Raw genomic sequence first — 24,154 nt, forward strand, 5'->3', positions numbered from 1 at the left:
TGCGTGCTCCCACCATTGACCCAAGGAACTGGCTATGACCCACGCACCCCGCCAACTGAAACTGGGGGCTTTTCTGATGGCCACCGGGCACCACGTTGCGGCCTGGCGCCATCCGCAGGTTCCGGCCGACGCCGGGCTGGATTTCCAGCACTACAAACATCTGGCCCGGATCGCCGAAGCGGCCAGGTTCGATGCCCTGTTTGTCGCCGACAGCGTCGCCGCGCCAACCGGTGAAGCAGCCAGCCGCATGGCGCGCTCGGATCACTTTGAGCCATTGACTTTGCTCTCGGCCCTGAGCGCGGTCACTGAACACATCGGCCTGATCGCCACCGCCACCACCAGCTACAACGAGCCCTACCACGTGGCGCGCAAGTTCGCTTCCCTGGATCATCTGTCCGGCGGTCGTGCCGGCTGGAACCTGGTGACCTCCGACGCGGCTGCGGAAGCTGCAAACTTCGGCCGCGACGAACACATCGGCCACGCCGAGCGCTACCAGCGCGCCCGGGAATTCCACCAGGTCGTCACCGGCCTCTGGGACAGCTGGGAGGATGACGCTTTCATCCGCGACAAGATTTCGGGCCAGTACTTCGACCCGGACAAACAGCATGTGCTGGATCACCAGGGCGAATTCTTCAAGGTCAAAGGCCCGCTGAACGTCGCCCGCTCTCCCCAAGGCCAACCGGTCGTCGTCCAGGCTGGCGCATCTCAAACCGGTCGCGAGTTGGCTGCGCAAACCGCTGAAGTGGTGTTCACCGCGCAAACCTCATTGACTGATGCCCAGGCGTTCTATGCCGATTTGAAGGGCCGCCTGGCAGCCTTCGGCCGCAGCCCCGATTCGCTGAAAATCATGCCGGGGTTTTTTGTCGTGGTTGGTCAGACGCAAGCGCAAGCCTGGGAAAAGTACGAGGCACTCCAGGCGCTGGTCGAACCTGAGGTGGGCATCGCCCTGCTGGGACGCATGCTCGGCAACTTCGATTTATCCGGTTACCCGCCGGACGGTCCGGTGCCTGAGCTGCCGCTGACAGAGACCGGCCAGCAGAGCCGACAGAAGCTGCTGACGGCGCTGGCCGGCACGGAAAACCTCAGTTTGGCGCAGTTGGGCCGCAGGATCGCTGGCGGTCGTGGGCATTACAGCCTGATCGGCACGCCGGAGCAGATTGCTGACGAGTTGCAGAACTGGTTCGAAAACCAAGCGGCGGACGGTTTCAATGTGTTGGTCCCGCACCTGCCCGGTGGGCTGGAAGACTTCGCCCAACAGGTGGTTCCCGAACTGCAAAGGCGCGGGTTGTTTCGCCGCGAATACGAAGGCCGGACCCTGCGGGAAAACCTTGGACTGGCCCGACCCGGCAACCGATTCGTATTGGCTGAAAAGCGACCTTAATCCCCATTGCAAAGTGAGACGACAATGAGATTTCTGAAAAAACTCTGCACAGGCCTTGCCCTGCTCGGCGTGACTCACATCGCCGTGGCGCAAGATCCCGCGACGCTGCGGATCGGCTACCAGAAGGGCTCGATTGCCCTGGTATTGGCCAAGGAACATGGCCTGCTGGAAAAACGCTTCGGACAGACCGCCGTGAAGTGGATCGAATTCCCGGCCGGGCCGCAAATGCTGGAGGCATTGAACATCGGCGCGCTGGACGTCGGCTCAACGGGCGACATCCCACCGCTGTTCGCCCAGGCAGCCGGGGCCGATCTGGTGTACATCGGTGCCGAGCCGGCCAAACCCCAGGCCGAAACCATCCTCGTGCGTGGTGACAGCCCACTGCACGACGTTACCCAACTCAAAGGCAAGAAAGTCGCCTTCCAGAAGGGCTCCAGCTCACACAATCTGATTCTGCGCGCCCTGAACAAGGCCGGGCTGAGCTACAACGACATCCAGCCGGTCTACCTGCCGCCCGCCGATGCCCGGGCGGCCTTCGAACAAGGTAGCGTCGATGCCTGGGCGATCTGGGAACCCTACGCGTCACTGGCCCTGAGTCAGAGTGACGGCCGCGTACTCGCCAACGGTGAGGGCCTGGGCCTGTCCGGCCCGGTCTATACCGCCCGACGCGACTATGCCCAAGGCCACGGCGATTTCCTGCGTGCACTGCTCGCTGAGCTTACGGCCGCCGAGGCCCTGACGCGCAGCCAACGGGAAGCCAGCCTTCAGCTGCTGACCCAGTCCATGGGGCTGCCCGAAGCGGTGATCGCTCGTTACGTGGACAATCGACCGCCGTCACCGGTGCTGCCCATCGATGAAAAAATCATCGAAGCGCAGCAGGTCACGGCGGATCTGTTCTATGCCAACAAGTTGCTGCCCAAACGGCTGGACGTGCAAGCCGCGGCCTGGACACCGACCAACTGATGCACGCCTGGCGCGGTCAACGCGCCAGGCTCCCCATTACCGGGCAGGTTCAGCCTGGCTCACGCTCAGAGGTTGAGCGGGAAACACTGTGGCGTCCGTCAGCTTTTCCACCTCGACACGATGGGGGAAGATCTTTTTCTCCACGAACAGGTCATCGACCTGTTGCAGAGCCTGAATGTCTCGCGCCTCGACCGGAACCAGCGATTCGTCGCCCCACTTGCGCAACGTCTGCGAAACGTCGAGAGGGATGTCGTTGACCTTGGCAAAAACCCGGGCGTATTCGTCGGAGTTGTCCTGCGCCCATTCGAATGCCTTGGCAAATCGCCCCAGCACATCGCTCAAGGCCCTGCGCTTGAGCGGGTCGTTCAAGACTTCGTCGGAGGCGGTGATAAACGTCAGCCCCGAATTGATCCCTTCGCCGGTGATCAATACCCGGGCGCCCTTCTGCTCGGCGAATGCCTGGTATACACCGAAGGTCGCCCAGGCTTCGATTTGCCCGGCGTTGAACGCTGGCAAGGCGTCGGTCGGCAGCACGAAGCCCACGTTGACGTCCTTCTCCTGCACCCCGGCGTTGGCCAAGGCGCGGATCAATAGATATTGGGCGATGCTGCCTCGGGCGGACGACACCACGACGTTACGCCCCTTCAAATTGGCGACGCTGCGAATCGTCGAGTCCGGCGGGACCAGGATCGCGATCCCGCGGGACTGGCCGCGCCGCGCCGCGACAATCCGCAGCGGCGTGCCTCCGGTGGCCGCGGCGAGCACCGGCGTATCGCCAGCCGGGCCCAGGTCGACGGCCCCGGCGCGCAAGGCCTCGAACAACGGCGCGGCGCCCTGGAAATTGGCCCACTGCACCTTGTACTCGATGCCGTCCAACGCGCTCGACGCTTCCACCACCGTGCGCAGGCCCTTGGCTTGGTCGCCGAGCACCAACGTCACGCCGGACAAATCGGAAGGTTTGGCGGCTGATGTTTTCGTGTTGGCGCTTTCCCCGCACCCGGCGAGCAACAGCGCCGCGCCGGACAACAACAGCGCCGTGGTTTTCCAGAGGCGCCCTGGCGTCCTTATCGAAAGATCAGCCATGGGCGAACCGCCGGACAGTACCGTTCGAAGGCTGACGCGAAGTCCCGGTTGTTTGAACGGCTGACTCCACCGCTTCGACCCCCAGCAAACCCAACAGGCGCGCACGGATCTGCTGGAAGCCTTCCTGGCCGGTATCCCGGGCCCTGGGCAAATCAATCGTCAGTTGCTCGGCGATCTTGCCGTTGGCCAGCACGATCACCCGGTCGGCCAGCAGGATGGCCTCGTCCACATCATGGGTCACCAACAGCACCGCCGGTGTGTGCTTGCGCCACAGGTCGATGATCAATCGATGCATGCGAATCCGCGTCAAGGCATCGAGTGCAGCGAATGGTTCATCCAGCAACAACAGCTTGGGCTCGCGCACCAGGCCACGGGCCAGTGCTACCCGCTGGGCTTCACCGCCGGAGAGTGTCGCCGGATAGGCTTCCAGGCGATGGGCCAGGCCGACTTCGGTCAGGGCGTCCACCGCCCGGGCCTTGGCATTGGGAATCCGCAGGCCGAGCACGACGTTCTTCCAGGCCCGCTTCCACGGCATCAACCGGGGTTCCTGAAACACCGCCGCCCGCGCCTTGGGTACTCGCAGTTGACCGCTGTCGATGCTGTCCAGACCTGCCAGGCTGCGCAGCAAGGTGGTCTTGCCCGAACCGCTGGCACCCAGCAGCGCGACGAATTCCCCCGGCGCAATGTCCAGGTCCAGGCCGTCGATGACCCGCTGCTGGCCGAATTGACGGACCACATTGCGCAGTTGCACCGGCGCAGCTGATTCCGTGGCGTTGGACGCTTGCACAAGATCGATGCTCGACATATCAGTTCCTCACAAAAGTTGGGCGCCAGGCCAGGGCAAATCGCTCCAGCGTGCGGATCAATCCATCGATCAAAAGGCCGAGGACGCTATAGATAAGGAGGCAGATCACAATCACGTCGGTGCGCATGAAATCCCGCGCATCGCTGGCCAGGTAGCCGATACCGGCGGTGGTGTTGATTTGCTCGACGAACACCAGCGCCAGCCAGGAAATCCCCAGGGAATAGCGCAGGCCGACAAAGAATGAGGGTAAGGACCCCGGCAGGATCACGTGCCAGATCAATTCGCGACGACTCAGGCCCAGGGTGTTGGCGGCTTCGATCAGCTTGGGATCGATATTGCGAATGCCGGCGAACAGGTTCAGGTACACCGGGAACGTGGTACCGATGACGATCAGCGCGATCTTGGTGAATTCGCCGATGCCAAACCACAGGATGAACAGTGGCACCAGGGCCAGCGACGGAATGGTGCGCAGCATCTGCATCGGTGAATCGAGGACCACCTCGCCGCGTTTTGACAGGCCGCTGATCAACGCCGCCACCACACCGATAGACACGCCAATGCTCAGCCCCACGAGCGCCCGTTGCAGGGAAACCAGCAGGTGCTTGCCCAGTTCCCCGGAAACGATCATCGCCCAAAGCGTACCGCCGATCTGCGACGGAGCGGCGATGACTCGCTGCGGAATCAGGCCCCAGCGCGACGCCAGTTCCCACAGCAACAGCAGCACAATCGGGCTGACCAACCGCAACAGGGCTTCCGGCGTGCGCCATTGGCGCAACCAGTCGGGGGCCAGTCTCGACACCCCCTGCCCGGCTGCGCCAACTCGAACGGTCTTGTCGATGGAGAACGAGCTGCTGCTCTGGGTCTCGAATGTCTTGTCGTTCATTCAGGCTTCCTTCCTCATACAGAACATGGCCGGAGGCGCCATGCATCAGCTTCAGGCCATGCTATTCGTATAAAAAACCTCAGTGAAATTCTTTTTGGGAATAACCTAATATGATTAGAAATCAGCTAGCCGATGGAGCGAATAAATTATTTGCATAATGAAGCCACTCAGCCCAGAGGTTCTCAGAGCTGCATCGAATGAACAGCCTAAAATGCCAAGTAATAATATTAGCCATTACATGTGATTAATTAATTTAATAATTACCATAGAACAAAACGGCATTTCACAGCGTCATCCCGTTACGCCTACTTTCCCAGGCACAGACCGACCCCGACCAGGTGGAGGATTGAATCGAGCCTATCCATGACCTGATGTGAGTCGTATCTATGTCCGTACCACCCGCGTCCGCACCACCTGGGTCCTTTTCCCGACGTTCACCTTTGATTGTCAGCCTGGCCGCCTGCGGCATGGCTTTCGGCAGTTCGGCGCTCAAGGCCGAAGATGCTGAGCGCAGCGATGACCGGGAGACCCGCCTGGAAAAAGTCACCGTGATTTCTACCGGGGTCCGGGGCACCCAACGCACCGTTGCCCAGAGCCCGGCGCCGATTGACATCGTCAGCGGCGAACAACTGCTCAAGACCGGTCGCGCCGATCTCAGCGAAGCCATCTCCAAGCTGCTGCCCTCGTTCAACTACGGCACCAACATCGCTGGCTATAACTCGACCATCCGCCCGCTCTCCAATCGCAGCCTGGCGCCGGCTTATACGTTGGTACTGGTCAACGGCAAGCGCCGGCACAACAGCGCCCTGCCCGCCAACGGCTCGACCGACAGCAGCGGCGCCAACTCGGTCGACATCGACATGATTCCGATCAGCGCGGTGGAGCGTATCGAGGTGCTCAAGGACAGCGCCGCCGCCCAATACGGTTCGGACGCAATCGCCGGGGTGATCAACGTGATTCTCAAGTCCGGCAGCCAGGGCGGTCACTTCGGGACGACCTACGGCAAGCTTTACAGTGGCGAAGGCGAAGTCACCAAATTCGAGGGCGATACCGGGTTCACCCTGGGCGATGGCGGTTTCCTGCGCCTGTCGGGCGATGCCCGCAAACGCGGTGATGCCAGCTGGAACGAACGAGCCACCAACACCGCGTACTTTCCGGGCGATCCTCGGGAAGCGACCTGGGACCGGGTCGGAGTCAAAAACGGCGATCCGCAGATCAAGGCCTTCAACCTGGGCTACAACGCCGAATTGCCTCTGGACGAGCAAACCAAACTCTATTCCTACGCGACCTACGGCGAGCGTGAAGCGGTCGTTAACAATTATTTCCGCTACCCCAATGGCAACGCCAACATCCCGGAGTTGTTCCCCGATGGCTACTACCCGCTGAACAACCTGGACGACCGGGACTACCAGCTGTTGTTCGGTGGCAAGGGGATCGCCGCGGGTTGGGACTGGGACCTGAGCACCACCTACGGGCGCAACACCAACCATCAGTACAGCGACCGTACGCTCAACCCGTCGCTGGGACCCGCATCGCCGACTTCGTTTGACGACCTGGCCACCTATCGTTTCGACCAGTGGGTCAACAACCTGGACATCACCCGCGCTTTCGACGAAGCGTTCGGTTTCCCGCTGCAAGTATCGGCGGGCCTTGAGCATCGCTGGGAACGTTTCAACACCTTCGCCGGCGATGCCCAGGCCTACCGTGTTGGCGGCTATCGGTTCCCGGCGACATTACCCAACGGCCAACCCAATCCCCTCGCCGGACAACTGGCGTCGATTGCAGCCCAGGCTGCTGCCACCATCGCGCCGCAGGACGAGGCCAGCATCAAACGCAACAATTACGCCGCGTACATTGACGTCGGAATCACACCGGTCGAGCGCCTGTTCATCGACGTGGCGGCCCGGGCCGAACACTTCGATGACGACTCGGGAAATACCGTCAGCGCCAAGGTCAATTCCCGCTATGAACTCACCGAAACCCTGGCCGTGCGCGGTACGCTGGGCAGCGGATTCCGGGCGCCGTCCCTGACCCAGATCGGCTACAGCATCACCGACAATCGCGTGGGGGCAACGCCTGACGGCACTATTGTCCCGGCCGTCACCCGTATCGCCCCGGTGGACTCGGCACTGGCCCAGGCGTTGGGTGCCAGCAGCCTCGACCCGGAAAAATCACGCAACTTCGGGCTAGGCGTGACATGGCAACCGGCGCAACGCACCAGCCTGACCGTCGATGCGTATTGGATTGAAATCTCCGATCGTATTACCCGCACCGAAAGCCTCTATGGCCCGGTACTCGCACCGACCCTGAGTGGCCTGGGGATCGACACCTCCACCTGGACGTCTTACTACGCCAACGCGTTCGACACCCGCACCCGGGGCGTGGATGTGGTGGCCGATCATCTGACGGACATCGGCGCCTGGGGCGAGGTGCGCTGGAACGCTGCGTTCAACTACAACGACACCGTGATCACCGACCTCAAGGACGCGCCCGCGGCACTTCAGGGCCTGGGCAGCAACCCCGGTGGCAGCCTGACCTGGGTCGGCCGCGCACGCCAGGGCGACTTGACCGATGCGCAACCCCGTACCAAGTGGATCCTGGGGGCGAACTGGCGCCTCGCAGACCTTGCGATCAACCTGCAAACCACCCGCTACGGCAAGGTCAAGACCCTGCAACAGCTGGAAAGCGGTGACCGCAGCTTCGGCGCGAAATGGATCACCGACCTGGATATCTCCTACACCCTGCTGGACAACATCACCTTGAGCCTGGGCGGTACCAATATCTTTGATGTACGCCCGGACAAAAACGCCATCCCCTCAGCCGTCGGCCTCAACCGGTACGGCAACCCGCCGTTCTATCCGGGCGGCGGGTTCTGGTACACGAAGCTGGCCTACGACTTCTGATGCTCACCCACGACTTCTTACCCACGATAAGGAACTGCCCCATGACTATTGAATTCATCGGCTTCATCGGCGGCCATCACGCCTCGGAGATCCACCCTCGCAGCGGCCCTACCCTGCAACCGGAGTACGTGGAGAAAGTCGCCCGCGCCCATGAGGAAGCCGGCTTCGACCGGGCGTTGATCGCCTTTCATTCCAATAGCCCGGATAGCACGCTGATCGCTGCCCACGCCGCCAGCGTCACGAAGAAATTGAAATTCCTGATTGCCCATCGACCCGGGTTTGCGGCGCCAACCCTGGCCGCACGCCAGTTCATCACCCTGGACGTGTTCAATGGCGGGCGCACCGCCGTCCACATCATCACCGGTGGCGACGACCGCGAGCTGCGGGCCGACGGCAGCCACATCGGCAAGGACGAGCGCTACGCGCGTACCGATGAATACCTGGATGTCGTGCGTCAGGAATGGACCAGCGAGAAGCCTTTCGATTATCAGGGCAAGTATTACCAAGTGGAGGGTGCGTATGCGGACGTGAAATCGCCGCAGCAACCGCATATTCCGCTGTACTTCGGCGGTTCGTCGGCGGCGGCCATTGCGGTGGCGGGCAAACACGCCGATGTCTATGCGCTGTGGGGGGAAACCTACGAGCAGGTGCGCGACGTGGTTGCCCAGGTCCGCGCCGAGGCCGCCAAGCATGGTCGCAGCGTTCGCTTCAGCCTGTCGTTGCGGCCGATTCTGGCGGACACCGAAGAGCAGGCCTGGGAACGCGCCGACCGGATCCTGCAACAGGCCGCCGCCCTGGCCGAACAGAATGGCTTCGTTCGCCGCGAACCACCCAACGAAGGCTCGCGCCGCCTGCTCGCAGCGGCCGCCCAGGGTTCGCGCCTGGACAAGCGCCTGTGGACCGGCATCGCCGGCCTGCTCGGCGCCCAAGGCAACTCGACCTCACTGGTGGGCACACCGGAACAAGTCGCCGATGCCCTGCTCGACTACTACGACCTGGGCATCACCACGTTTCTGATCCGCGGCTTCGATCCCCTTGAAGATGCCATCGATTATGGCAAGCGCCTGATCCCCCTGACCCGCCAGTTGATCGCCGAACGCGAACGCCAGGCGGCGGAGAAAGTGGCTTAGCCGCAACGGATTTGCGAGATGCCGATCGGACCTGCTCGCGGTAGCGTCAGGTCCGTTGGCATTTGTGCTGGATGTACCGCCGTCATCGCGAGCAGGCTCGCTCCCAAATGGGTCTTTGGGTGTCCGCAAAATCTGCGTCCACCATCAAGCCCCTGTGGGAGCGGGCTTGCTCGCGATAGCGGTGGGTCTGTTGGCTGTGATGTTGAATGAGCTGTCCTCTTCGCGAGCAAGCCCGCTCCCACAGGGGTTATCGGGTGTATGCAAGACCTGCATCCACCACCAATTCCCTGTGGGAGCCGAGCCTGCTCGCGATGGCGTCAGACCGGCAGCATTGCCCTCGACTGCCCCACCGCTTTCGCGAGCAAGCTCAGCTCCCACAGGTAGCGAGGGTGGCTGCAAAATCTGCGTCCACCACGAACTCTCTGTGGGAGCGGGCTTGCTCGCGAAAGCGGTGGGTCTGCTGGCGGCGATGTTGGATGGGCTGCCGTCTTCGCGGGCAAGCCCGCTCCCACAGGGGTTCCTTGGTGTTCGCAGGATCTGCGTCCACCCTCGATCCCCTGCTCGCGATAGCGGTCGACCTGAAGGACTCAGTCCTTGTAGTCGAGATCGGTTCTTTCCAGCTGGCGGATCAGGGCATTCCAATGCCGTGCAACGCCGGGCCCGTCGCCGCTCTTGAAGGCCTCGGCCTGGGTTTCGACCTTGGCCACCACCTCGGCCGGTGGGAAGATCAGTTCGACGTTACCCGCGGCCTGCGCGGCGATCTGGATGTTGCAGGCGCGCTCCAGGCTTTGCAGCTGTTGAAAGGCATGCTCGACGCTGACACCTGCGGTCAACAAACCATGGTTGCGCAGGATCAACACACTCTTATCGCCCAGATCCGCCACCAACCGTTCGCGCTCATCCAGGTCAAGGGCAATGCCTTCGTAACCGTGATACGCCACCCGCCCGGAAAAGGCGATGGAATGCTGGGAGATCGGCAACAGCCCGTCGCGCTGGGCGGAGACGGCAATGCCGTCGCGGGTGTGGGTATGCAGGACTGCTTGCAGATCGGGGCGCGCCCCATGGATCGCGCTGTGGATCACGTACCCGGCGTAGTTGATGCCCAACCCCGTCGGGTCGTCGACGATAGTACCGTCGATGTCGACCTTGACCAGGTTGGAGGCGGTGATTTCATCAAACAACAACCCGAAGGCGTTGATCAGGAAATGCTCGTCAGGCCCCGGCACCCGCGCCGAAAAATGCGTGTAGATGTGGTCGGTCCATTTGAACAGGGCCGCCAAACGATAGGCGGCGGCCAGTTTGACCCGCACCTCCCACTCTTCGGCACTGACGCGCTGGCGGACATTTTTCGAAACGCTGGTTAACGGACTGACGCTGCTCATGGCAAAACTTCCTGGATGGCCTTAAGGATCTGGCGCCAGCCTAGGGGAAGCCAAAAAATAATAAAAAGCACATTTTAATCTAAGCTAATTATTATTCTTTTTTATTATGCAGCGCTCTTGATCTTCTGCAGCGAGCCGGCCACCAACTTGCCGAAAGCATCCACCGGCCCCTGCAGGTTGCCCAGGAAGTGCGGGTAGATCAGCCACAGGTCCATCACTGGCTTGAAATCCTTGAGCGGCATGGCTGCCAGTTGATCACGGTGAACGCTGCGCTCCAGCAACGGACGCGGCACCAGGCCCAGGCCCAGCCCATCGGCCACCAGGCCAAGCTGCAATTCAGTGCCAAAGGTTTCCAGGTTGACCCGCAGCGCCAGGCCCTGGTCCGACAAGGTCCGTTGCAGCCCGGCGCGGAAACCGCAGCCATCGGGGTTGAGAATCCAACCGTTCTGGTAGACGTCAGCCAGTTTGCACGGGCGCTTGGGCAGTTGCGTCTTGGCACAGACCACCACCAGCTCCATCTTGCCAATGGACTCCCCGACGATGTTGTCTGGAAAGATCTTGCCCGCGGGAAACAATGCCGCCGCCGCATCCAGCTCGCCGCGCTCGATCTTGCCCACCAGCTGGCTGCCCCAGCCCGTCGCCACCTGGGCGCGTAGTTCGGGGTATTCGACGCGCAGATGCTTGAGCGCATCGAGCAGCACCACATCACCGATCGTCTGCGGCACCCCCAGGCGCAACAACCCGGTGGGCGGCGCGTCGGTGGCCACCAGTTCGCGCAAAGCGTCCATTTCCCGCAGGATCAACCGACACTGCTCGTAGACTCGTGTGCCGATCACCGTAGGTTTGAGCGGTTTGGTGTTGCGGTCGAACAACTCCACACCCAAGGCCTGTTCAAAGTTCTGCACGCGCCGCGTGATCGCCGGTTGCGTCAGTTGCAGCGTCTCGGCGGCATGGCTGATGGACTGGCAACGAATCACTTCGACAAAGGCGTCAATATCGTCAATTTTCATTTGGTCCGCACATAGAGAACAGTCAATAAGATGTTCTAAAAGCATAGTGCCATTGTTGAAATCTGGATAGTCCGACCGGGTTGTCGATAACATCTAACGCTAGATGAACCGGTTCTAAATTCCTTTGAGCTATAACCTAATCATTAAAAAATAGCATATTAACCAAAATCATTATGCTTAAATCCAGACATCGACCTTTTCAAACACGATGATGGAATCGCCATGACCCAGGCCCGACACCCGGAAAGACTCAGAGCATTCATAGGCGCCCTGGCGGAACTGATCGACGGCAACCCCCGTGAAGGTGACGTGTTGCATCGCGGGGGCAAGCTGCTTGCCCAGTTGGTCAGCCACGACGATTGGCTCCCCGAAGACTTTGCCCAGCCCGACCCCGAGCGTTATCAGCAATACCTGCTGCATGCCGATTCGCGGCAGCGGTTCAGCGTGGTCAGCTTTGTCTGGGGGCCGGGGCAACGCACGCCGATCCATGATCATCGGGTCTGGGGCCTGATCGGGATGCTGCGCGGCGCGGAATATTCACAGGGTTTCGCCCGTCATCCCGACGGCCACCTGGTGCCCGAGGGTACGCGGATCCAGCTGTCGCCGGGCCAGGTCGAAGCCGTCTCACCCAAGATCGGCGACATCCATCAGGTCAGCAATGCCTTCGATGACCAGGTATCCATCAGCATCCATGTCTATGGCGCCAACATCGGCGCGGTCCGCCGTGCGGTGTACCAGCCCGACGGCAGCGAGAAGTTGTTCATCTCCGGTTATTCCAACGCCTTCCTCCCCAATATCTGGGACCTGTCCAAAGAGAACCAAGCCTTATGAGCACCGCACCCACCCGCTCCTATTCCCAGATTCGCCAGGCGTTGCTGAACCGCGAAGAGCTGGCCATCGTCGATGTCCGCGAAGAGGCGCCCTTTGCCGAAGGCCATCCGCTGTTTGCGGCCAATATCCCGCTGTCCAAGCTTGAGCTTGAGGTGTACTCGCGTATTCCCAGGCGCGATACGCAAGTCACGGTCTACGACAACGGCGAAGGCCTGGCGCAGATTGCGGCGCAGCGCTTGCAGAACCTGGGCTACGTCAATGTCAGCGTGCTCGAGGGTGGCTTGCAGGGCTGGAGCAGCGCTGGCGGTGAGCTGTTCATCGACGTCAACGTGCCGAGCAAGGCCTTTGGCGAACTGGTGGAAAGCCAGCGCCATACACCGTCATTGGCGGCAGAAGAAGTCCAGGCGCTGCTCGACAGCGAGGCTGACGTGGTGGTGCTCGATGCCCGGCGTTTCGATGAATACCAGACCATGAGCATTCCAAGCGGCATCAGCGTACCCGGCGCCGAACTGGTACTACGCGCCCGGGAGCTGGCGCCGGACCCTGCGACCCGGATCATCGTCAATTGCGCCGGACGCACCCGCAGCATCATCGGCACCCAGTCGTTGATCAACGCCGGCATCGCCAACCCGGTGTCCGCCCTGCGCAATGGCACCATTGGCTGGACCCTGGCCGGTCAGACGCTGGAGCACGGCCAGTCGCGGCGATTCGCCCCTACCAGCGACGAACATCGAGCCATCGCCGCCGGCGAAGCCCGCCGCGTTGCCGACAAAGCCCTGGTCGGACGCGCCACCCTCGCCGAGCTACAGCGCTGGCAACAGGAACCGACCCGCAGCACCTACCTGTTCGACGTGCGCACCCCGGAGGAATTCGAAGCCGGTCACCTGCCCGGATCGCGCTCGACACCGGGCGGACAACTGGTGCAGGAAACCGACCACTTCGCCAGTGTGCGTGGCGCACGCCTGGTGCTGGTGGACGACGATGGCGTGCGCGCCAACATGTCGGCCTCCTGGCTCGCGCAACTGGGCTGGGAGGTGCATGTGCTGGATGATCTGCAAGCGGCGCATTTCACCGGACAGGGCCCTTGGAAGGCGCCCGTGCCAGCACCACCCCAGGCCGAGGAAATCAGCCCGGACACCCTCGCCCAGTGGCTGGCCGAAGGTGACACCGCACTGTTGGATTTCACCAGCAGCGCCAACTACGTCAAGCGCCACATTCCGGGTGCGTGGTGGGTACTGCGTGGGCAGTTAAGCGAGGCGCTAAGCAAGATTCCATCGGCGCAGCGCTATGTACTGACCTGCGGTAGCAGCCAGTTGGCGCGCCTGGCAGTCGCCGAGGTCGAGGACCTGACCGGCAAAGCCGTATTCCTGCTACGCGACGGCACTGCCGCCTGGATCGCCGCACAATTGCCACTGGAGCACGGCGAAACCCGCCTGGCCTCGCCGCGCATCGACCGCTATCGCCGACCCTATGAAGGCACCGATAACCCCCGGGAGGCGATGCAGGCCTACCTCGATTGGGAATACGGCCTCGTGGACCAACTCGCCCGCGACGGCACCCATGGATTCTTTGTGATCTAGCAATCGCGTCCCTGTGCCAGTTCGGCACAGGGACAAACCCACCCCACATCCGACCCCTCTCCAGGCGGAGGCTGAACCCACAACCGAGAGGATCTCCATCATGTCCGCTGCTTTGCACCGAACCGACCCAAGCCCCACCCAAACCCTGCACGTCACTCGCCTGGAGCCCACCATCGGCGCAGAAATCAGCGGCATCGATCTGCGCCAGCCGCTGACGCCCGCACGGCGCGATGAGCTGCGCAGCCTGCTGCTCGAACACAAGGTGATTTTCTTCCGCGACCAGGCCATCGACACCGAACAGCAGATTGCCTTCGCGCGTGAATTTGGCGAACTCTACGTTCACCCGACCACCCAGCAAAACGACCCGACGCAACCGCAAGCGCATCTGATTCAAGCCCAGGACGAACGCAAACTGTACGGCCCACGAACCAGTGGCCGTTGGCACACCGACACCAGTTGGCTGTTGCAACCCACCCTCGGCGCCGTCCTGCGCGCGGTCGACCTACCTCCCGTTGGCGGCGATACCCTGTGGGCCGATACAGCTGCGGTCTATCGTGCCTTACCCGACGAGCTACGCGAAGAAATCGATGACCTGCAAGTGGTTCACGACTTCAAGTCGGCATTGGACAAGGTCGGCTACGACTACCCGATTCTCGCGCACCCGCTGGTGCGGACCCACCCGGAAACCGGCGAGGACGGCCTGTTCATCAACTTTTCGCAGAACCCTTCGGTAATCGGCTGGGCGCCCGAGAGGAGCAAGCAACTGGTCGCCCGGCTGTTGCTGGAGTTCAACAAACCCGAACATCAGGTGCGCTTCAAATGGCGGGAAAACTCAGTGGCATTCTGGGACAACCGGTCGACGCTGCACTACCCGGTCTATAACTACGGCGACTACCCGCGCCGCATGGAACGGGTACTGATCGCTTATGACGACATTCCCCATCGGGTAAGACGCGCTCACGCGGCCTGAACCCACCCAAGAAAAAACCTGGCAATCCCCTGTTATTCGCGAATGTTGGCGAAGGGGTTCGCCTGTGCGTGCAATCTTTCAGGAATTCGCGTCATGAGCTCATCCAGCCCCCGAGTGAAATACGATTATTACGCGGTCGCCGCCTTCAGCCTGCTGGCCGCCAGCCTCCAGGCTCATGCCGAGAGCGCCGAGCCGGACAAGACCCTGGGCACGGTGGTGGTGACCGGCAACCGCGGCAGTCAGCCCCGCACCCTCACCGACAGCCCTTCGCCCATCGATGTGATCAGCGCCGAGCAATTGCAAGCCAGCGGCAAGGTCGGCCTCAAGGAGCTGCTCGCCCGCCTGCTGCCCTCCTTCAACCTGCCGGCCATCAATGGCGGCGGCACGTCCTGGTCGGTGCGCGGCGTGACCATGCGCGGGCTGTCCGGCGATCAGGTGCTGGTGCTGGTCAACGGCAAACGGCGACACAACACGGCACTGATCAACAACCTGGCCCGCATCGGCACAGCGGCGGTGCCGGTCAACCTCGACCTGATCCCGGTCTCGGCGATCGATCATATCGAGGTACTGCGTGACGGAGCCTCTGCGCAATATGGTTCGGACGCGATCGCCGGGGTGATCAACATCATCCTCAAGGAAAACGACAGTGGCGGCAGCGCCGAAACCTCATTCGGGCGCTATGGCAGTGGCGACGGCGACACCGTGCACCAGACGGTCAACTATGGCCTGGCGCTGCCCAACGATGGCTTCGCCAACCTGGCGCTGGACAGCAAGGAACATGAACCCTTTGATCGCACCGGCAGCGCCAGCGGAAACCTCTATTCGCTACCCGGCTTCCCCGACAGCCGCGACCAGACCGTCAATCGCCACGGCTGGAACCCCAGTTATGGACTGGGCAGGGAAAAGGTCACCAACGCCAGCTACAACCTTGAGCTGCCGATCGACGATGACCTGACGTTCTATTCGTTTTCCACGGCCAGCTACATGGAGACCACCAAGGTCACCGGCAACTATCGTCCCAACGACATCGTGTCCCTGGCCGGCGACCCGGATACGCCCTACCCCGACGGTATCCACGCGCAGCGGCGCAACCGCACCATAGACTTTCAGGTGGCCGGAGGCTTCAAGGGCGAGGTCGGTGGCTGGAACTATGACGCCAGCTCGACCTGGGGCGAGGACGACTCGACGCTCAATGCCAGCAATACCCTCAACCCATCCTGGGGGCCCACCAGCCCGACCTCGTTCCATCTCGCCTCGCAGATCTTCGACCAGTGGACCAATAACCTGGACTTCAATCGCGGCTTCGACATTGGCCTGAAAAACCCGCTGCAAACTGCCTTCGGCTTCGAGTACCGCTGGGAGAAATACCAGATCGAGCCCGGCGATTTCGCCGCCTATACCCCTGGCAACTACGTCATCCCGAGCGGCCCCTTTGCCGGACGCACACCGTTGCCGGGCCTGGCTTCATACAATGGCACCAGCCCCGCCGATGCCGGGGAGATCAGCCGCAGCAACGTTGCCAGCTACGTCGACCTGGGCCTCGACGTGACCGATAAATGGTACGTCGGCGCGGCCGCTCGCTACGAGCGCTACACCCAGGACATCGGCAGCACCTGGAGCGGCAAGTTCTCCACCCGCTATAAAGTCACCGACGCCTTTGCCCTGCGCGGCACCATCAATAATGGCTTTCGCGCACCGTCGCTGGCGCAGACCATTTATGCCTCGTCGACCTTCACCTCCGGTGGTGTGGTCAACGGCCAACAGGTTTCGGTGCCGGTCAAGGTGTTGCCGGTGGACACCACCGAGGCCCAGGCCCTGGGCGCGGAAAAACTCAAGCCTGAAAAATCCCTGAACTACAGCTTCGGCTTCACCTATGAACCGACGCAAAACTATCGGCTGACCACCGACCTCTATCAGATCGGCATCCGCGACCGTATCGTCTCCACCAGCCTGCTGGGCGGCCCGGAAGTCTCGCAGATCCTGGTTGCCAATGGCTTGTCTCCAGGGTTGTTCGCTCAGTACTACACCAACGCGGTCGACACCCGTACCCGCGGCATCGACATCGTCAACGAGTTCCGCCAGCAATTGGATGAGTACGGTCAGATCCGCTGGAGCGCGGCCTATAACTGGAACCAGACCAAAATCGAAAAGCTCCAGGCCAACCCACCGGCACTCAGCAGCCTGGGGCCTGGCTACCAACTCTTCGACCGGCGGCTGCAAAAGGACCTGACGGTTGCCACGCCGCAATCGAAACTGATCCTCGCGGCAAACTGGAAAGTCACCGATTACAACCTGAACCTGGCGGTCACCCGCTTTGGCAGCTACGTCGAGGGCGACAACAACCCGGTGAACGATCGAAAATTCAGCGCCAAGTGGATCACCGACGTTGACGCCGCCTACGACCTGACCAAACAGCTGACGGTCGCACTGGGGGCAAACAACCTGTTCAATGTGTACCCCGATAAGAACGGCATCCAGGACTGGGCCGGGGGCTATAAATATGGGCAGTTCTCGCCATTCGGGTTTGGCGGGGCCTACTACTACACCCGACTGGCCTACAACTTCTGACAGCACTGCCAAACCACCACGAACCAGTGGGAGCATGGCTTGCCCGCGATGTCACGGCAGCAGCCTCCAGGTTGAATGTGCCTGCCTCATCGCGGGAAAGCCATGCTCACACATGCGTTATTTTCATAATGTTATTTTTTTTAATCAGATAACTTAATAATTAGCATATAACCAAAAAGACCTTCACAGCGACTTTTTATAGGCATAACGTTGATTCCAGGCCGACCCCTTTCTCCAGGCGGAGGTAACCCAACGATCCAAGACCCGCCTGGAAGGACGCCACCATGACGCTTCAACGACTGCCTTTTAAACGCCTGCTGCTGGGCGCCATTCTCACCTGGGGGCTGGGCACGCTGGCCCAGGCTGCCGACCTTCAACCGCTGCTGGTGGCCAATCAAAAGTCTTCGATCAAGGTGCTGCTGGAGGTCTCCGGCGAACTGAAGAACGTTCCTTACGAGATCCAGTTCTCCGAGTTCCCCGCCGCCGCGCCACTGGGCGAAGCGCTGAATGCCGGCGCCGTGGACATCGGCGGCCTGGGCGATGCGCCCTACGTGTTCGCCCTCGGCGCTGGCGTGCCCATCAAGGTCATCAGCATCGTGCATGCCGAGGGCCGCTTCACCACGGCCATCCTCGCGCCGAAGGACTCGCCGCTGAACAACGCTCGCGACCTCAAGGGCAAGCGGATCGTCACCACACGTGGCTCCATCGGTCACTTCCTGGCGATCAAAGCCTTGCGCGACGCCGGCCTGAGCACACAGGACGTGCAGTTCATCTATTTGCTGCCGAGCGAGTCACGCATCCTGCTGGACAACGGCAGTGCCGACGCCTGGTCGACCTGGGACCCGTACACCACCATTGCCACGACCCAGAACCAGGCCAAGGTGTTAGCCAGTGGCGAAACCCTGCTGACCAACCATCTGTACCTGGCCGCCACCAGCCAGGCCATCGCCGGTAAACGCCAGCAACTTGAAGACTTCATCGCCCGGGTCGATCGCGCCTACCGCTGGACCAATGCCCACCCCGAGGAATACGCCGCCGCCCAGGCGCGCGTGACTGGTCTGCCGCTGGACGTGCACATCGCCATTGCCAAAGGCACGCACATGAACCCCGTCGTGATCGACGACACGGTCATCAGCGGCCTGCAAACCACCGCAGACATCTATCAGCAAGAAGCGATTCTCACCAAACACATCGACGTCTCCCAAGGCTTCGACAAGAGCTTCAACGCCAAGCGTGCCCAACTTAACCAGGCATCTCGATAACGATGCGACTGACTGACTGAAGGAGTAGAACCATGAGCCAACAACGGCAACTGAAACTCGGCGCGATGGTCCATGGCGTCGGCCATGGCTGGGGCGAATGGCGCCACCCGCAGGCACAACCTGATGCCAGTACCAACTTTGGTTTTTACAAGCAGCAGGCCCAGCTGGCCGAAGCCGCGAAGTTTGATTTCGTGTTCATCGCCGACAGCCTGCACATCCATGAGAAGTCCAGCCCGCACTACCTCAACCGCTTCGAGCCGCTGACTATTCTCTCGGCCCTGGCGGCAGTGACATCGAATATCGGCCTCGTCGCCACGGTGACCGTCAGCTACACCGAGCCCTACCAAGTGGCCCGCCAGTTTGCCTCGCTGGACCATATCAGCGGCGGTCGCGCCGGGTGGAACGTGGTGACTTCCTGGCTCAGTGGCACCGCCGACAACTTCGGCAAGGCCGAGCATCCACCCCATGCCGTGCGCTACCGGATCGCCAAGGAACACGTGAATGTGGTGAAAGGCCTGTGGGATTCCTGGGAAGACGATGCCTTTGCCTATAACAAGCAAAGCGGAGAGTTCTTCACCCCCGGCAAACTGCACGCGCTGGAACACAAGGGTGAGTTCTTCTCGGTGAAAGGCCCGCTCAATATTGCCCGCTCGCGGCAAGGCCAGCCGGTGATTTTCCAGGCCGGCACCTCGGAGGATGGGCGCAACTTCGCCGCCGGGAATTCCGACGCGATATTCGTCGGTGCCGAAGGCTTCGACGAAGCACGCACTTACTATCAGGATCTGAAAAAACGCGCCAAAGGCTTTGGCCGCGACGCTGCCGAGCTGTCGATCCTGCCCGGCATCCGCCCGATTGTCGGGCGCGATGAAGCCGAAGTCGAAGACCGTTATCAGCAAGCCGTGGAACTGGTGACCATTGAAGATGCGATTGTCGCCCTCGGCCGCCCGTTCAACGATCATGACTTCAGCCAATACCCGCTGGATGCGCCGTTCCCCGAGCTCGGCGATCTCGGATCCAACAGCCAGAAAGGCGGCTCGGACCGGATCAAGCAACTGGCCAGGGACGAAGGCCTGACCTTGCGCGAGGTTGCCCTGCGTTTCTCCCAACCACGGCGCGATTTTGTCGGCACCCCCGAGCAGGTAGCCGATGCCATCGAGCAGTGGTTCGAAGGAGGCGCGGCCGACGGTTTCATCATCAACTCGTTGTTGCCGGACGGCTTGCAATATTTCACCGAGCTGGTGGTGCCGGTCCTGCAACAACGCGGGCTGTTTCGCGACGAGTACAGCGGCAACACCCTGCGCGACAACCTCGGCCTCGCCGTACCCGCCAACCGTCACACGACCCCAAAAGTTCAAGCGAAAAGCGAGGCCGTGGCATGAGCGAGTCCCTCAACCAGCTGTTGGCCAACTTGCATGCCGAGCGTCTGGCGACCTGGGAGCCCGCAGCCCTGCAAGTCAATATCGACCAGCGTCAGCGCCTGGTGAATGAAGCCCGGGTCGACGACTTCGTCAAGGCTGGCGACGCGCTTGAGCCCTTCACCTTGTTGAAGGTCGAAGGTGGCAGCCTGAGCCGCGACGAACTGCTCGCCAACGGTCCGGCGGTGCTGATTTTCTTCCGCTTCGCAGGTTGCCCGGCGTGCAACATCGCCCTGCCCTATTACCAGCGCCAGCTGTATCCGCGACTGCACGCGCTGGGGGTGCCGCTGGTGGCGGTCAGCCCGCAAGTGCCGCAAAGGCTGGTGGAGATCAAGACCCGGCACACGCTCGATCTGCAAGTGGCCAGTGACCCTGACAACCACCTCGGTCGACGCCTGGGCATTCTCTACAGCTTCGATGAAGCCTCGCGCAAAGCGGCTTTGGCCAAAGGCAAGGGCATTGGCGAAACCACTGGCACCGGAACCTGGGAACTGCCACAACCCACCGTGGTAGTCATCGCCCAGGACGGCACGGTGGCCTTCGCTGAAGTCAGCCCGGACTGGCTGGTGCGCACCGAGGCCGAACCGGTGCTGCGCGCCGTCGAACACCTGCTCGGGCAAACCGCCTTGCAACTTGCCATCTGACCAGAGCCTGACCATGACGAAAAACATTACACCGGGACCGTTCAATCGTCGCGACTTCCTGACGGCCAGCTCGATCGCCCTCGGTGCGCTGGGGTTGTCATCGCTCGGCTTGGTTCCCCGCGCGTTCGCGCAAGACGCCAAGCTCTCGGACCTGACGCTGGCCGTCGCCACCTACCGCGGCCAGGACTCGTATTTCACCGACGACGCCGGCACTGCCAACACGCCCTACAAGGTCGAGTACGCGGAGTTTGCCGGCGGCAACCTGATCGTCGAAGCGCTGGCCTCGGGCAGCCTGGACGTCGGCGGCATGAGCGAGATCCCGCCGATCTTCTCGATCCAGAGCCATCGCCAGCCGCGCCTGGTGGCCGTGCTGCAAGGCGATGTGAACAATCAGGTGATCCTGATTCCCAAGGACTCTTCGGTCAATTCGGTCGGGCAGCTGCGCGGCAAGCGGGTCGGCTACGTGCGCTCCACCACCTCGCACTACTTTCTGATCAAGGCGCTGAAGGAACAGGGCCTGACCATGAACGACATCACGGCGGTAGCGCTCACCCCGCAAGACGGCTTTACCGCCTTTCAAAGCGGCCAGCTCGATGCGTGGGTGATCTACGGGGTGTTCATCCAGTTGGCGAAGTTCCGCAGCGGCGCCCGTGTGTTGAAAACCGCCCTGGGCTATCTCTCCGGCAACTACTTGATCGCCGCACGACCCGCCGCGCTGGAAGACCCGTTGCGCAAGCAGGCGATCCAGGACTACATCCAGCGCCAGGCGCGCACCTGGGAATGGATCAATAACAATCCCGAGCCGTGGGCGGCAAAGTCGGCGCAACTGCTGGGCGTCGACAAGGCGGTGTTCCTGGACGTGTACAACAGCCGCAGCCAGCCGACGACAATCGTCGAAGTGAATGAACAGGCCATTGCCTCGCAACAGGAAGTCGCCGACCTGTTCTTCGAGGCCGGTGTGTTGAGCGAGCGGCTGGATGTCAGCCCTTTATGGGACCGCAATTTCCGCCTGCTGCCGCTGTGAGCGCACCACCCTCCCAGCGGCAAGCAGTGATATTCACCTTTTTGATCGAGTGAACTCACCATGAGTCGTTCCTCTTCACTTTCGCCGTTGCTGCAATCGGTCGATGCCGCTGACTTCGATTCATTGCTCGAACGCCTCGGCAAACAACTGGCTGCCACGGCTCACGTCTACGACGAGAGCGGCGACTTTCCCCAGGCCAACTTCAAGCTGCTGCACGAACATGGGCTGGTGGCCCTCACGGTGCCCAAGGCGTTGGGCGGTGGCGGGGCCAGCCTGGCGCAGGCGCGCCAGGTCATCAGCGCCGTCGCCAAGGGCGAGCCCTCCACTGCGCTGATCCTGGTGATGCAGTACCTCCAGCATTCGCGCTTGCAGGACAGCCGCACCTGGCCCGAAGCATTGCGCCTGCGAGTGGCCCGCGATGCTGTACGCGATGGCGCGTTGATCAATGCCCTGCGCGTCGAGCCCGACTTGGGCACCCCGGCCCGTGGCGGCCTGCCGGCGACGATTGCCCGCCGGACCTCCGAGGGCTGGCGCATCAGCGGGCGCAAGATCTACTCCACCGGCAGCCACGGCCTGACCTGGTTCAGCGTCTGGGCCCGTAGCACCGATGAAGACCCATTGGTGGGCGCCTGGCTGGTGCACAAGGACACGCCCGGGATCAGCATCATCGAAGACTGGGACCACCTGGGCATGCGCGCCACTTGCAGCCATGAGGTGTCGTTCGACAACGTGCTGGTGCCACTGGACCACGCGGTCAGTGTCAGTCCATGGAGCGCACCGCAGCCGGAGCTCGATAGCGAGGGCTTCCTGTGGATGTCAGTGTTGCTGTCGGCGGTCTACGACGGCGTCGCCCAAGCCGCGCGGGATTGGCTGGTGGGTTGGCTGGAACAGCGCAAGCCGTCCAATCTCGGCGCTGCGTTGTCGACGCTGCCGCGCTTTCAGGAAACCGTCGGGCACATCGACACGCTGCTGTTCGCCAACCGCAGCCTGCTGGATGCCGCCGCCGCAGGACTCACCGCAGGCAACCACGCCGCGCAGTTGAAGTACCTGGTGACCGGCAACGCCATCCGGGCGGTCGAGCTGGCCATCGAGGCGTCCGGCAATCCCGGCCTGTCACGCCACAATCCGCTGCAACGGCATTACCGCGACGTACTCTGCGGTCGCGTCCACACCCCGCAAAACGACGCCGTGCTGCAAGGCGTCGGCAAAGCCGTGTTTGCCCAACGCCAGAAAAAGGACGCCCCATGAGCAGCCTCGTGATTGCCAGCCAGCTGGATAAAGATTTCAACGATGTGATTCGCCAACGCCTGGAGCACACGCACCCGGGCGTCGAGGTGCGCGATGTACCGGGCGGCGTGCCCAGTGACCTGGCGGCTGACGTCGGGGTTCTGCTGGCTCGACCGATCAACGTTCGCGGCTACGAGGCACCGCAGACGCCGCCGCCGGGTTGGCCCTACGGTTTGAAGTGGGTGCAGGTGGTCTCGTCGGGGATCGACTTCTACCCCAAATGGCTGTTCGACGGCCCGCCGGTAAGCACCTCCCGGGGCAGCGCCGCGGACAACATCGCCGAGTTCGCCCTGGCGGCGATTTTCGCCGCTGCCAAGCATCTGCCGGACATCTGGGTGCATGACGCGCAATGGAATTTCACCGCCCTGAGGCCGCTCAAGGGCAGCACCTTGGGAATTCTCGGCTTTGGCGCAATAGGCCACAGCCTGGCGACCAAGGCCCGTGCGCTGGGGATCAAGGTGGTGGCGCTGCGTCAGAGCCAGGCGCCATTCGAGGTCGAGGGTGTCGAGGCCGCGCGGGACATCCATGAGCTGTTTTCCCAATCCGATCATCTGGTACTGGCCGCGCCCCTGACCGATGCCACACGGCATATCGTCGACGGCGCGGTGCTTGCCAGTGCCAAACCGGGCCTGCACCTGATCAACATTGCCCGAGGCGGTCTGCTCGACCACGGGGCTTTGCTTGAAGCCCTGGACAGCGGGCGCATCGGCCTCGCTTCATTGGACGTCACCGAGCCTGAGCCACTGCCGGACGGGCATCCTCTCTATACCCACCCACGGGTGCGACTGTCGCCCCATACCTCGGCAATCTCCACCAACAGTCGTTATGAAATTGCCGACAGCTTCCTGGCCAATCTGGAGCGTTTTCTGGAGGGATCGACACTGGAGAACCTGGCGAACGCACAGCGCGGGTACTGATCCCCCATTCATTTGCACTGAAATACTACAACCCCCTGTGGGAGCGGGCTTGCTCGCGAAAGCGGAGTGTCATTCAACGTCTTGGTTGTCTGATACGACGCCTTCGCGAGCAAGCC

At 62.0% G+C, this 24,154-nt stretch carries 19 protein-coding genes; 14 read left to right on the forward strand and 5 right to left on the reverse strand.

Annotated elements, in window-relative coordinates:
• The first annotated feature begins 34 nt into the window (after positions 1-34).
• Positions 35-1,381: an LLM class flavin-dependent oxidoreductase gene (locus RGM2987_RS27060; protein WP_245145978.1), complete on the forward strand. Its 1,347-nt coding sequence runs from the start codon at positions 35-37 to the stop codon at positions 1,379-1,381.
• 24 nt (positions 1,382-1,405) lie between these two features.
• The gene (locus RGM2987_RS27065) at positions 1,406-2,344 is read left to right on the forward strand and encodes a sulfonate ABC transporter substrate-binding protein (protein WP_245145980.1); all 939 of its coding nucleotides are present in this window, start codon (positions 1,406-1,408) and stop codon (positions 2,342-2,344) included.
• A gap of 36 nt (positions 2,345-2,380) precedes the next feature.
• Here RGM2987_RS27065 and RGM2987_RS27070 read toward each other — a convergent pair whose 3' ends face one another.
• Genes RGM2987_RS27070 through RGM2987_RS27080 form a run of 3 tightly spaced genes read right to left on the reverse strand, consistent with a single transcriptional unit; the run spans position 2,381 to position 5,115 of the window.
• Positions 2,381-3,427 carry an ABC transporter substrate-binding protein gene (locus tag RGM2987_RS27070; protein WP_245145982.1) on the reverse strand — a complete coding sequence of 349 codons (1,047 nt, stop codon included), beginning with the start codon at positions 3,425-3,427 and terminating at the stop codon, positions 2,381-2,383.
• Positions 3,420-4,232, reverse strand: a complete 813-nt coding sequence (locus RGM2987_RS27075; protein ID WP_245145984.1) for an ABC transporter ATP-binding protein — start codon at positions 4,230-4,232, stop codon at positions 3,420-3,422. Before RGM2987_RS27075 ends, RGM2987_RS27070 begins: the two co-directional genes overlap by 8 nt.
• A gap of 1 nt (position 4,233) precedes the next feature.
• Entirely contained in the window at positions 4,234-5,115 is an 882-nt protein-coding gene (locus RGM2987_RS27080) for an ABC transporter permease (protein WP_245145986.1), read from the reverse strand.
• 467 nt (positions 5,116-5,582) lie between these two features.
• On the opposite strand from RGM2987_RS27080, the gene RGM2987_RS27085 reads away from it, so the two are divergent.
• On the forward strand, positions 5,583-8,018 hold the full coding sequence (locus tag RGM2987_RS27085) for a TonB-dependent receptor (protein WP_245146170.1): 2,436 nt from the start codon (positions 5,583-5,585) through the stop codon (positions 8,016-8,018).
• 41 nt (positions 8,019-8,059) lie between these two features.
• Positions 8,060-9,148 (forward strand): LLM class flavin-dependent oxidoreductase, encoded by a 1,089-nt coding sequence (locus RGM2987_RS27090; RefSeq protein ID WP_245145988.1) that lies wholly within the window; start codon positions 8,060-8,062, stop codon positions 9,146-9,148.
• A gap of 587 nt (positions 9,149-9,735) precedes the next feature.
• On the opposite strand, the gene RGM2987_RS27095 is transcribed toward RGM2987_RS27090, so the two are convergent.
• Positions 9,736-10,530: a class II aldolase/adducin family protein gene (locus RGM2987_RS27095; RefSeq protein WP_245145990.1), complete on the reverse strand. Its 795-nt coding sequence runs from the start codon at positions 10,528-10,530 to the stop codon at positions 9,736-9,738.
• 104 nt (positions 10,531-10,634) lie between these two features.
• A complete protein-coding gene (locus RGM2987_RS27100; RefSeq protein ID WP_245145992.1) occupies positions 10,635-11,540 on the reverse strand; it encodes a LysR family transcriptional regulator in 906 nt (301 codons plus the stop codon).
• 222 nt (positions 11,541-11,762) lie between these two features.
• Here RGM2987_RS27100 and RGM2987_RS27105 point away from each other — a divergent pair, with 222 nt between their 5' ends.
• From RGM2987_RS27105 to RGM2987_RS27150, 10 genes are all read left to right on the forward strand, one after another.
• Positions 11,763-12,371, forward strand: coding sequence for a cysteine dioxygenase (locus RGM2987_RS27105; RefSeq protein WP_245145994.1), 609 nt, complete (start codon positions 11,763-11,765; stop codon positions 12,369-12,371).
• On the forward strand, positions 12,368-13,951 hold the full coding sequence (locus RGM2987_RS27110) for a rhodanese homology domain-containing protein (RefSeq protein ID WP_245145995.1): 1,584 nt from the start codon (positions 12,368-12,370) through the stop codon (positions 13,949-13,951). Before RGM2987_RS27105 ends, RGM2987_RS27110 begins: the two co-directional genes overlap by 4 nt.
• 100 nt (positions 13,952-14,051) lie before the next feature.
• Positions 14,052-14,921 (forward strand): TauD/TfdA family dioxygenase, encoded by an 870-nt coding sequence (locus RGM2987_RS27115; RefSeq protein ID WP_245145997.1) that lies wholly within the window; start codon positions 14,052-14,054, stop codon positions 14,919-14,921.
• A gap of 93 nt (positions 14,922-15,014) precedes the next feature.
• Positions 15,015-17,489, forward strand: a complete 2,475-nt coding sequence (locus RGM2987_RS27120) for a TonB-dependent receptor (protein WP_245145998.1) — start codon at positions 15,015-15,017, stop codon at positions 17,487-17,489.
• Positions 17,490-17,773: 284 nt separating this feature from the next.
• Entirely contained in the window at positions 17,774-18,751 is a 978-nt protein-coding gene (locus tag RGM2987_RS27125) for an ABC transporter substrate-binding protein (protein WP_245145999.1), read from the forward strand.
• Positions 18,752-18,783: 32 nt separating this feature from the next.
• Complete coding sequence (locus tag RGM2987_RS27130; protein WP_245146000.1) at positions 18,784-20,130, forward strand: LLM class flavin-dependent oxidoreductase; 1,347 nt, start codon at positions 18,784-18,786, stop codon at positions 20,128-20,130.
• Positions 20,127-20,810, forward strand: coding sequence for a peroxiredoxin-like family protein (locus RGM2987_RS27135; protein WP_245146002.1), 684 nt, complete (start codon positions 20,127-20,129; stop codon positions 20,808-20,810). The genes RGM2987_RS27130 and RGM2987_RS27135 overlap by 4 nt, the downstream gene beginning before the upstream one ends.
• Before the next feature lie 13 nt (positions 20,811-20,823).
• Positions 20,824-21,834, forward strand: a complete 1,011-nt coding sequence (locus RGM2987_RS27140) for an ABC transporter substrate-binding protein (protein WP_245146004.1) — start codon at positions 20,824-20,826, stop codon at positions 21,832-21,834.
• Positions 21,835-21,894: 60 nt separating this feature from the next.
• On the forward strand, positions 21,895-23,082 hold the full coding sequence (locus RGM2987_RS27145; protein WP_245146007.1) for an acyl-CoA dehydrogenase family protein: 1,188 nt from the start codon (positions 21,895-21,897) through the stop codon (positions 23,080-23,082).
• Positions 23,079-24,038 (forward strand): D-isomer specific 2-hydroxyacid dehydrogenase family protein, encoded by a 960-nt coding sequence (locus tag RGM2987_RS27150; RefSeq protein ID WP_245146009.1) that lies wholly within the window; start codon positions 23,079-23,081, stop codon positions 24,036-24,038. Before RGM2987_RS27145 ends, RGM2987_RS27150 begins: the two co-directional genes overlap by 4 nt.
• Positions 24,039-24,154 lie beyond the last annotated feature (116 nt).

Source organism: Pseudomonas sp. RGM2987, assembly GCF_022952855.1.
In the GTDB taxonomy this organism is placed as follows: Bacteria; Pseudomonadota; Gammaproteobacteria; order Pseudomonadales; family Pseudomonadaceae; genus Aquipseudomonas.

Excerpts from the sequence above, each read along its gene's own strand:
- RGM2987_RS27060 (WP_245145978.1), top strand. The coding sequence starts at position 35 with ATGACCCACGCACCCCGCCAACTGAAACTGGGGGCTTTTCTGATGGCC.
- RGM2987_RS27065 (WP_245145980.1), top strand. The coding sequence starts at position 1,406 with ATGAGATTTCTGAAAAAACTCTGCACAGGCCTTGCCCTGCTCGGCGTG.
- RGM2987_RS27070 (WP_245145982.1), bottom strand. The coding sequence starts at position 3,427 with ATGGCTGATCTTTCGATAAGGACGCCAGGGCGCCTCTGGAAAACCACG.
- RGM2987_RS27075 (WP_245145984.1), bottom strand. The coding sequence starts at position 4,232 with ATGTCGAGCATCGATCTTGTGCAAGCGTCCAACGCCACGGAATCAGCT.
- RGM2987_RS27080 (WP_245145986.1), bottom strand. The coding sequence starts at position 5,115 with ATGAACGACAAGACATTCGAGACCCAGAGCAGCAGCTCGTTCTCCATC.
- RGM2987_RS27085 (WP_245146170.1), top strand. The coding sequence starts at position 5,583 with ATGGCTTTCGGCAGTTCGGCGCTCAAGGCCGAAGATGCTGAGCGCAGC.
- RGM2987_RS27090 (WP_245145988.1), top strand. The coding sequence starts at position 8,060 with ATGACTATTGAATTCATCGGCTTCATCGGCGGCCATCACGCCTCGGAG.
- RGM2987_RS27095 (WP_245145990.1), bottom strand. The coding sequence starts at position 10,530 with ATGAGCAGCGTCAGTCCGTTAACCAGCGTTTCGAAAAATGTCCGCCAG.
- RGM2987_RS27100 (WP_245145992.1), bottom strand. The coding sequence starts at position 11,540 with ATGAAAATTGACGATATTGACGCCTTTGTCGAAGTGATTCGTTGCCAG.
- RGM2987_RS27105 (WP_245145994.1), top strand. The coding sequence starts at position 11,763 with ATGACCCAGGCCCGACACCCGGAAAGACTCAGAGCATTCATAGGCGCC.
- RGM2987_RS27110 (WP_245145995.1), top strand. The coding sequence starts at position 12,368 with ATGAGCACCGCACCCACCCGCTCCTATTCCCAGATTCGCCAGGCGTTG.
- RGM2987_RS27115 (WP_245145997.1), top strand. The coding sequence starts at position 14,052 with ATGTCCGCTGCTTTGCACCGAACCGACCCAAGCCCCACCCAAACCCTG.
- RGM2987_RS27120 (WP_245145998.1), top strand. The coding sequence starts at position 15,015 with ATGAGCTCATCCAGCCCCCGAGTGAAATACGATTATTACGCGGTCGCC.
- RGM2987_RS27125 (WP_245145999.1), top strand. The coding sequence starts at position 17,774 with ATGACGCTTCAACGACTGCCTTTTAAACGCCTGCTGCTGGGCGCCATT.
- RGM2987_RS27130 (WP_245146000.1), top strand. The coding sequence starts at position 18,784 with ATGAGCCAACAACGGCAACTGAAACTCGGCGCGATGGTCCATGGCGTC.
- RGM2987_RS27135 (WP_245146002.1), top strand. The coding sequence starts at position 20,127 with ATGAGCGAGTCCCTCAACCAGCTGTTGGCCAACTTGCATGCCGAGCGT.
- RGM2987_RS27140 (WP_245146004.1), top strand. The coding sequence starts at position 20,824 with ATGACGAAAAACATTACACCGGGACCGTTCAATCGTCGCGACTTCCTG.
- RGM2987_RS27145 (WP_245146007.1), top strand. The coding sequence starts at position 21,895 with ATGAGTCGTTCCTCTTCACTTTCGCCGTTGCTGCAATCGGTCGATGCC.
- RGM2987_RS27150 (WP_245146009.1), top strand. The coding sequence starts at position 23,079 with ATGAGCAGCCTCGTGATTGCCAGCCAGCTGGATAAAGATTTCAACGAT.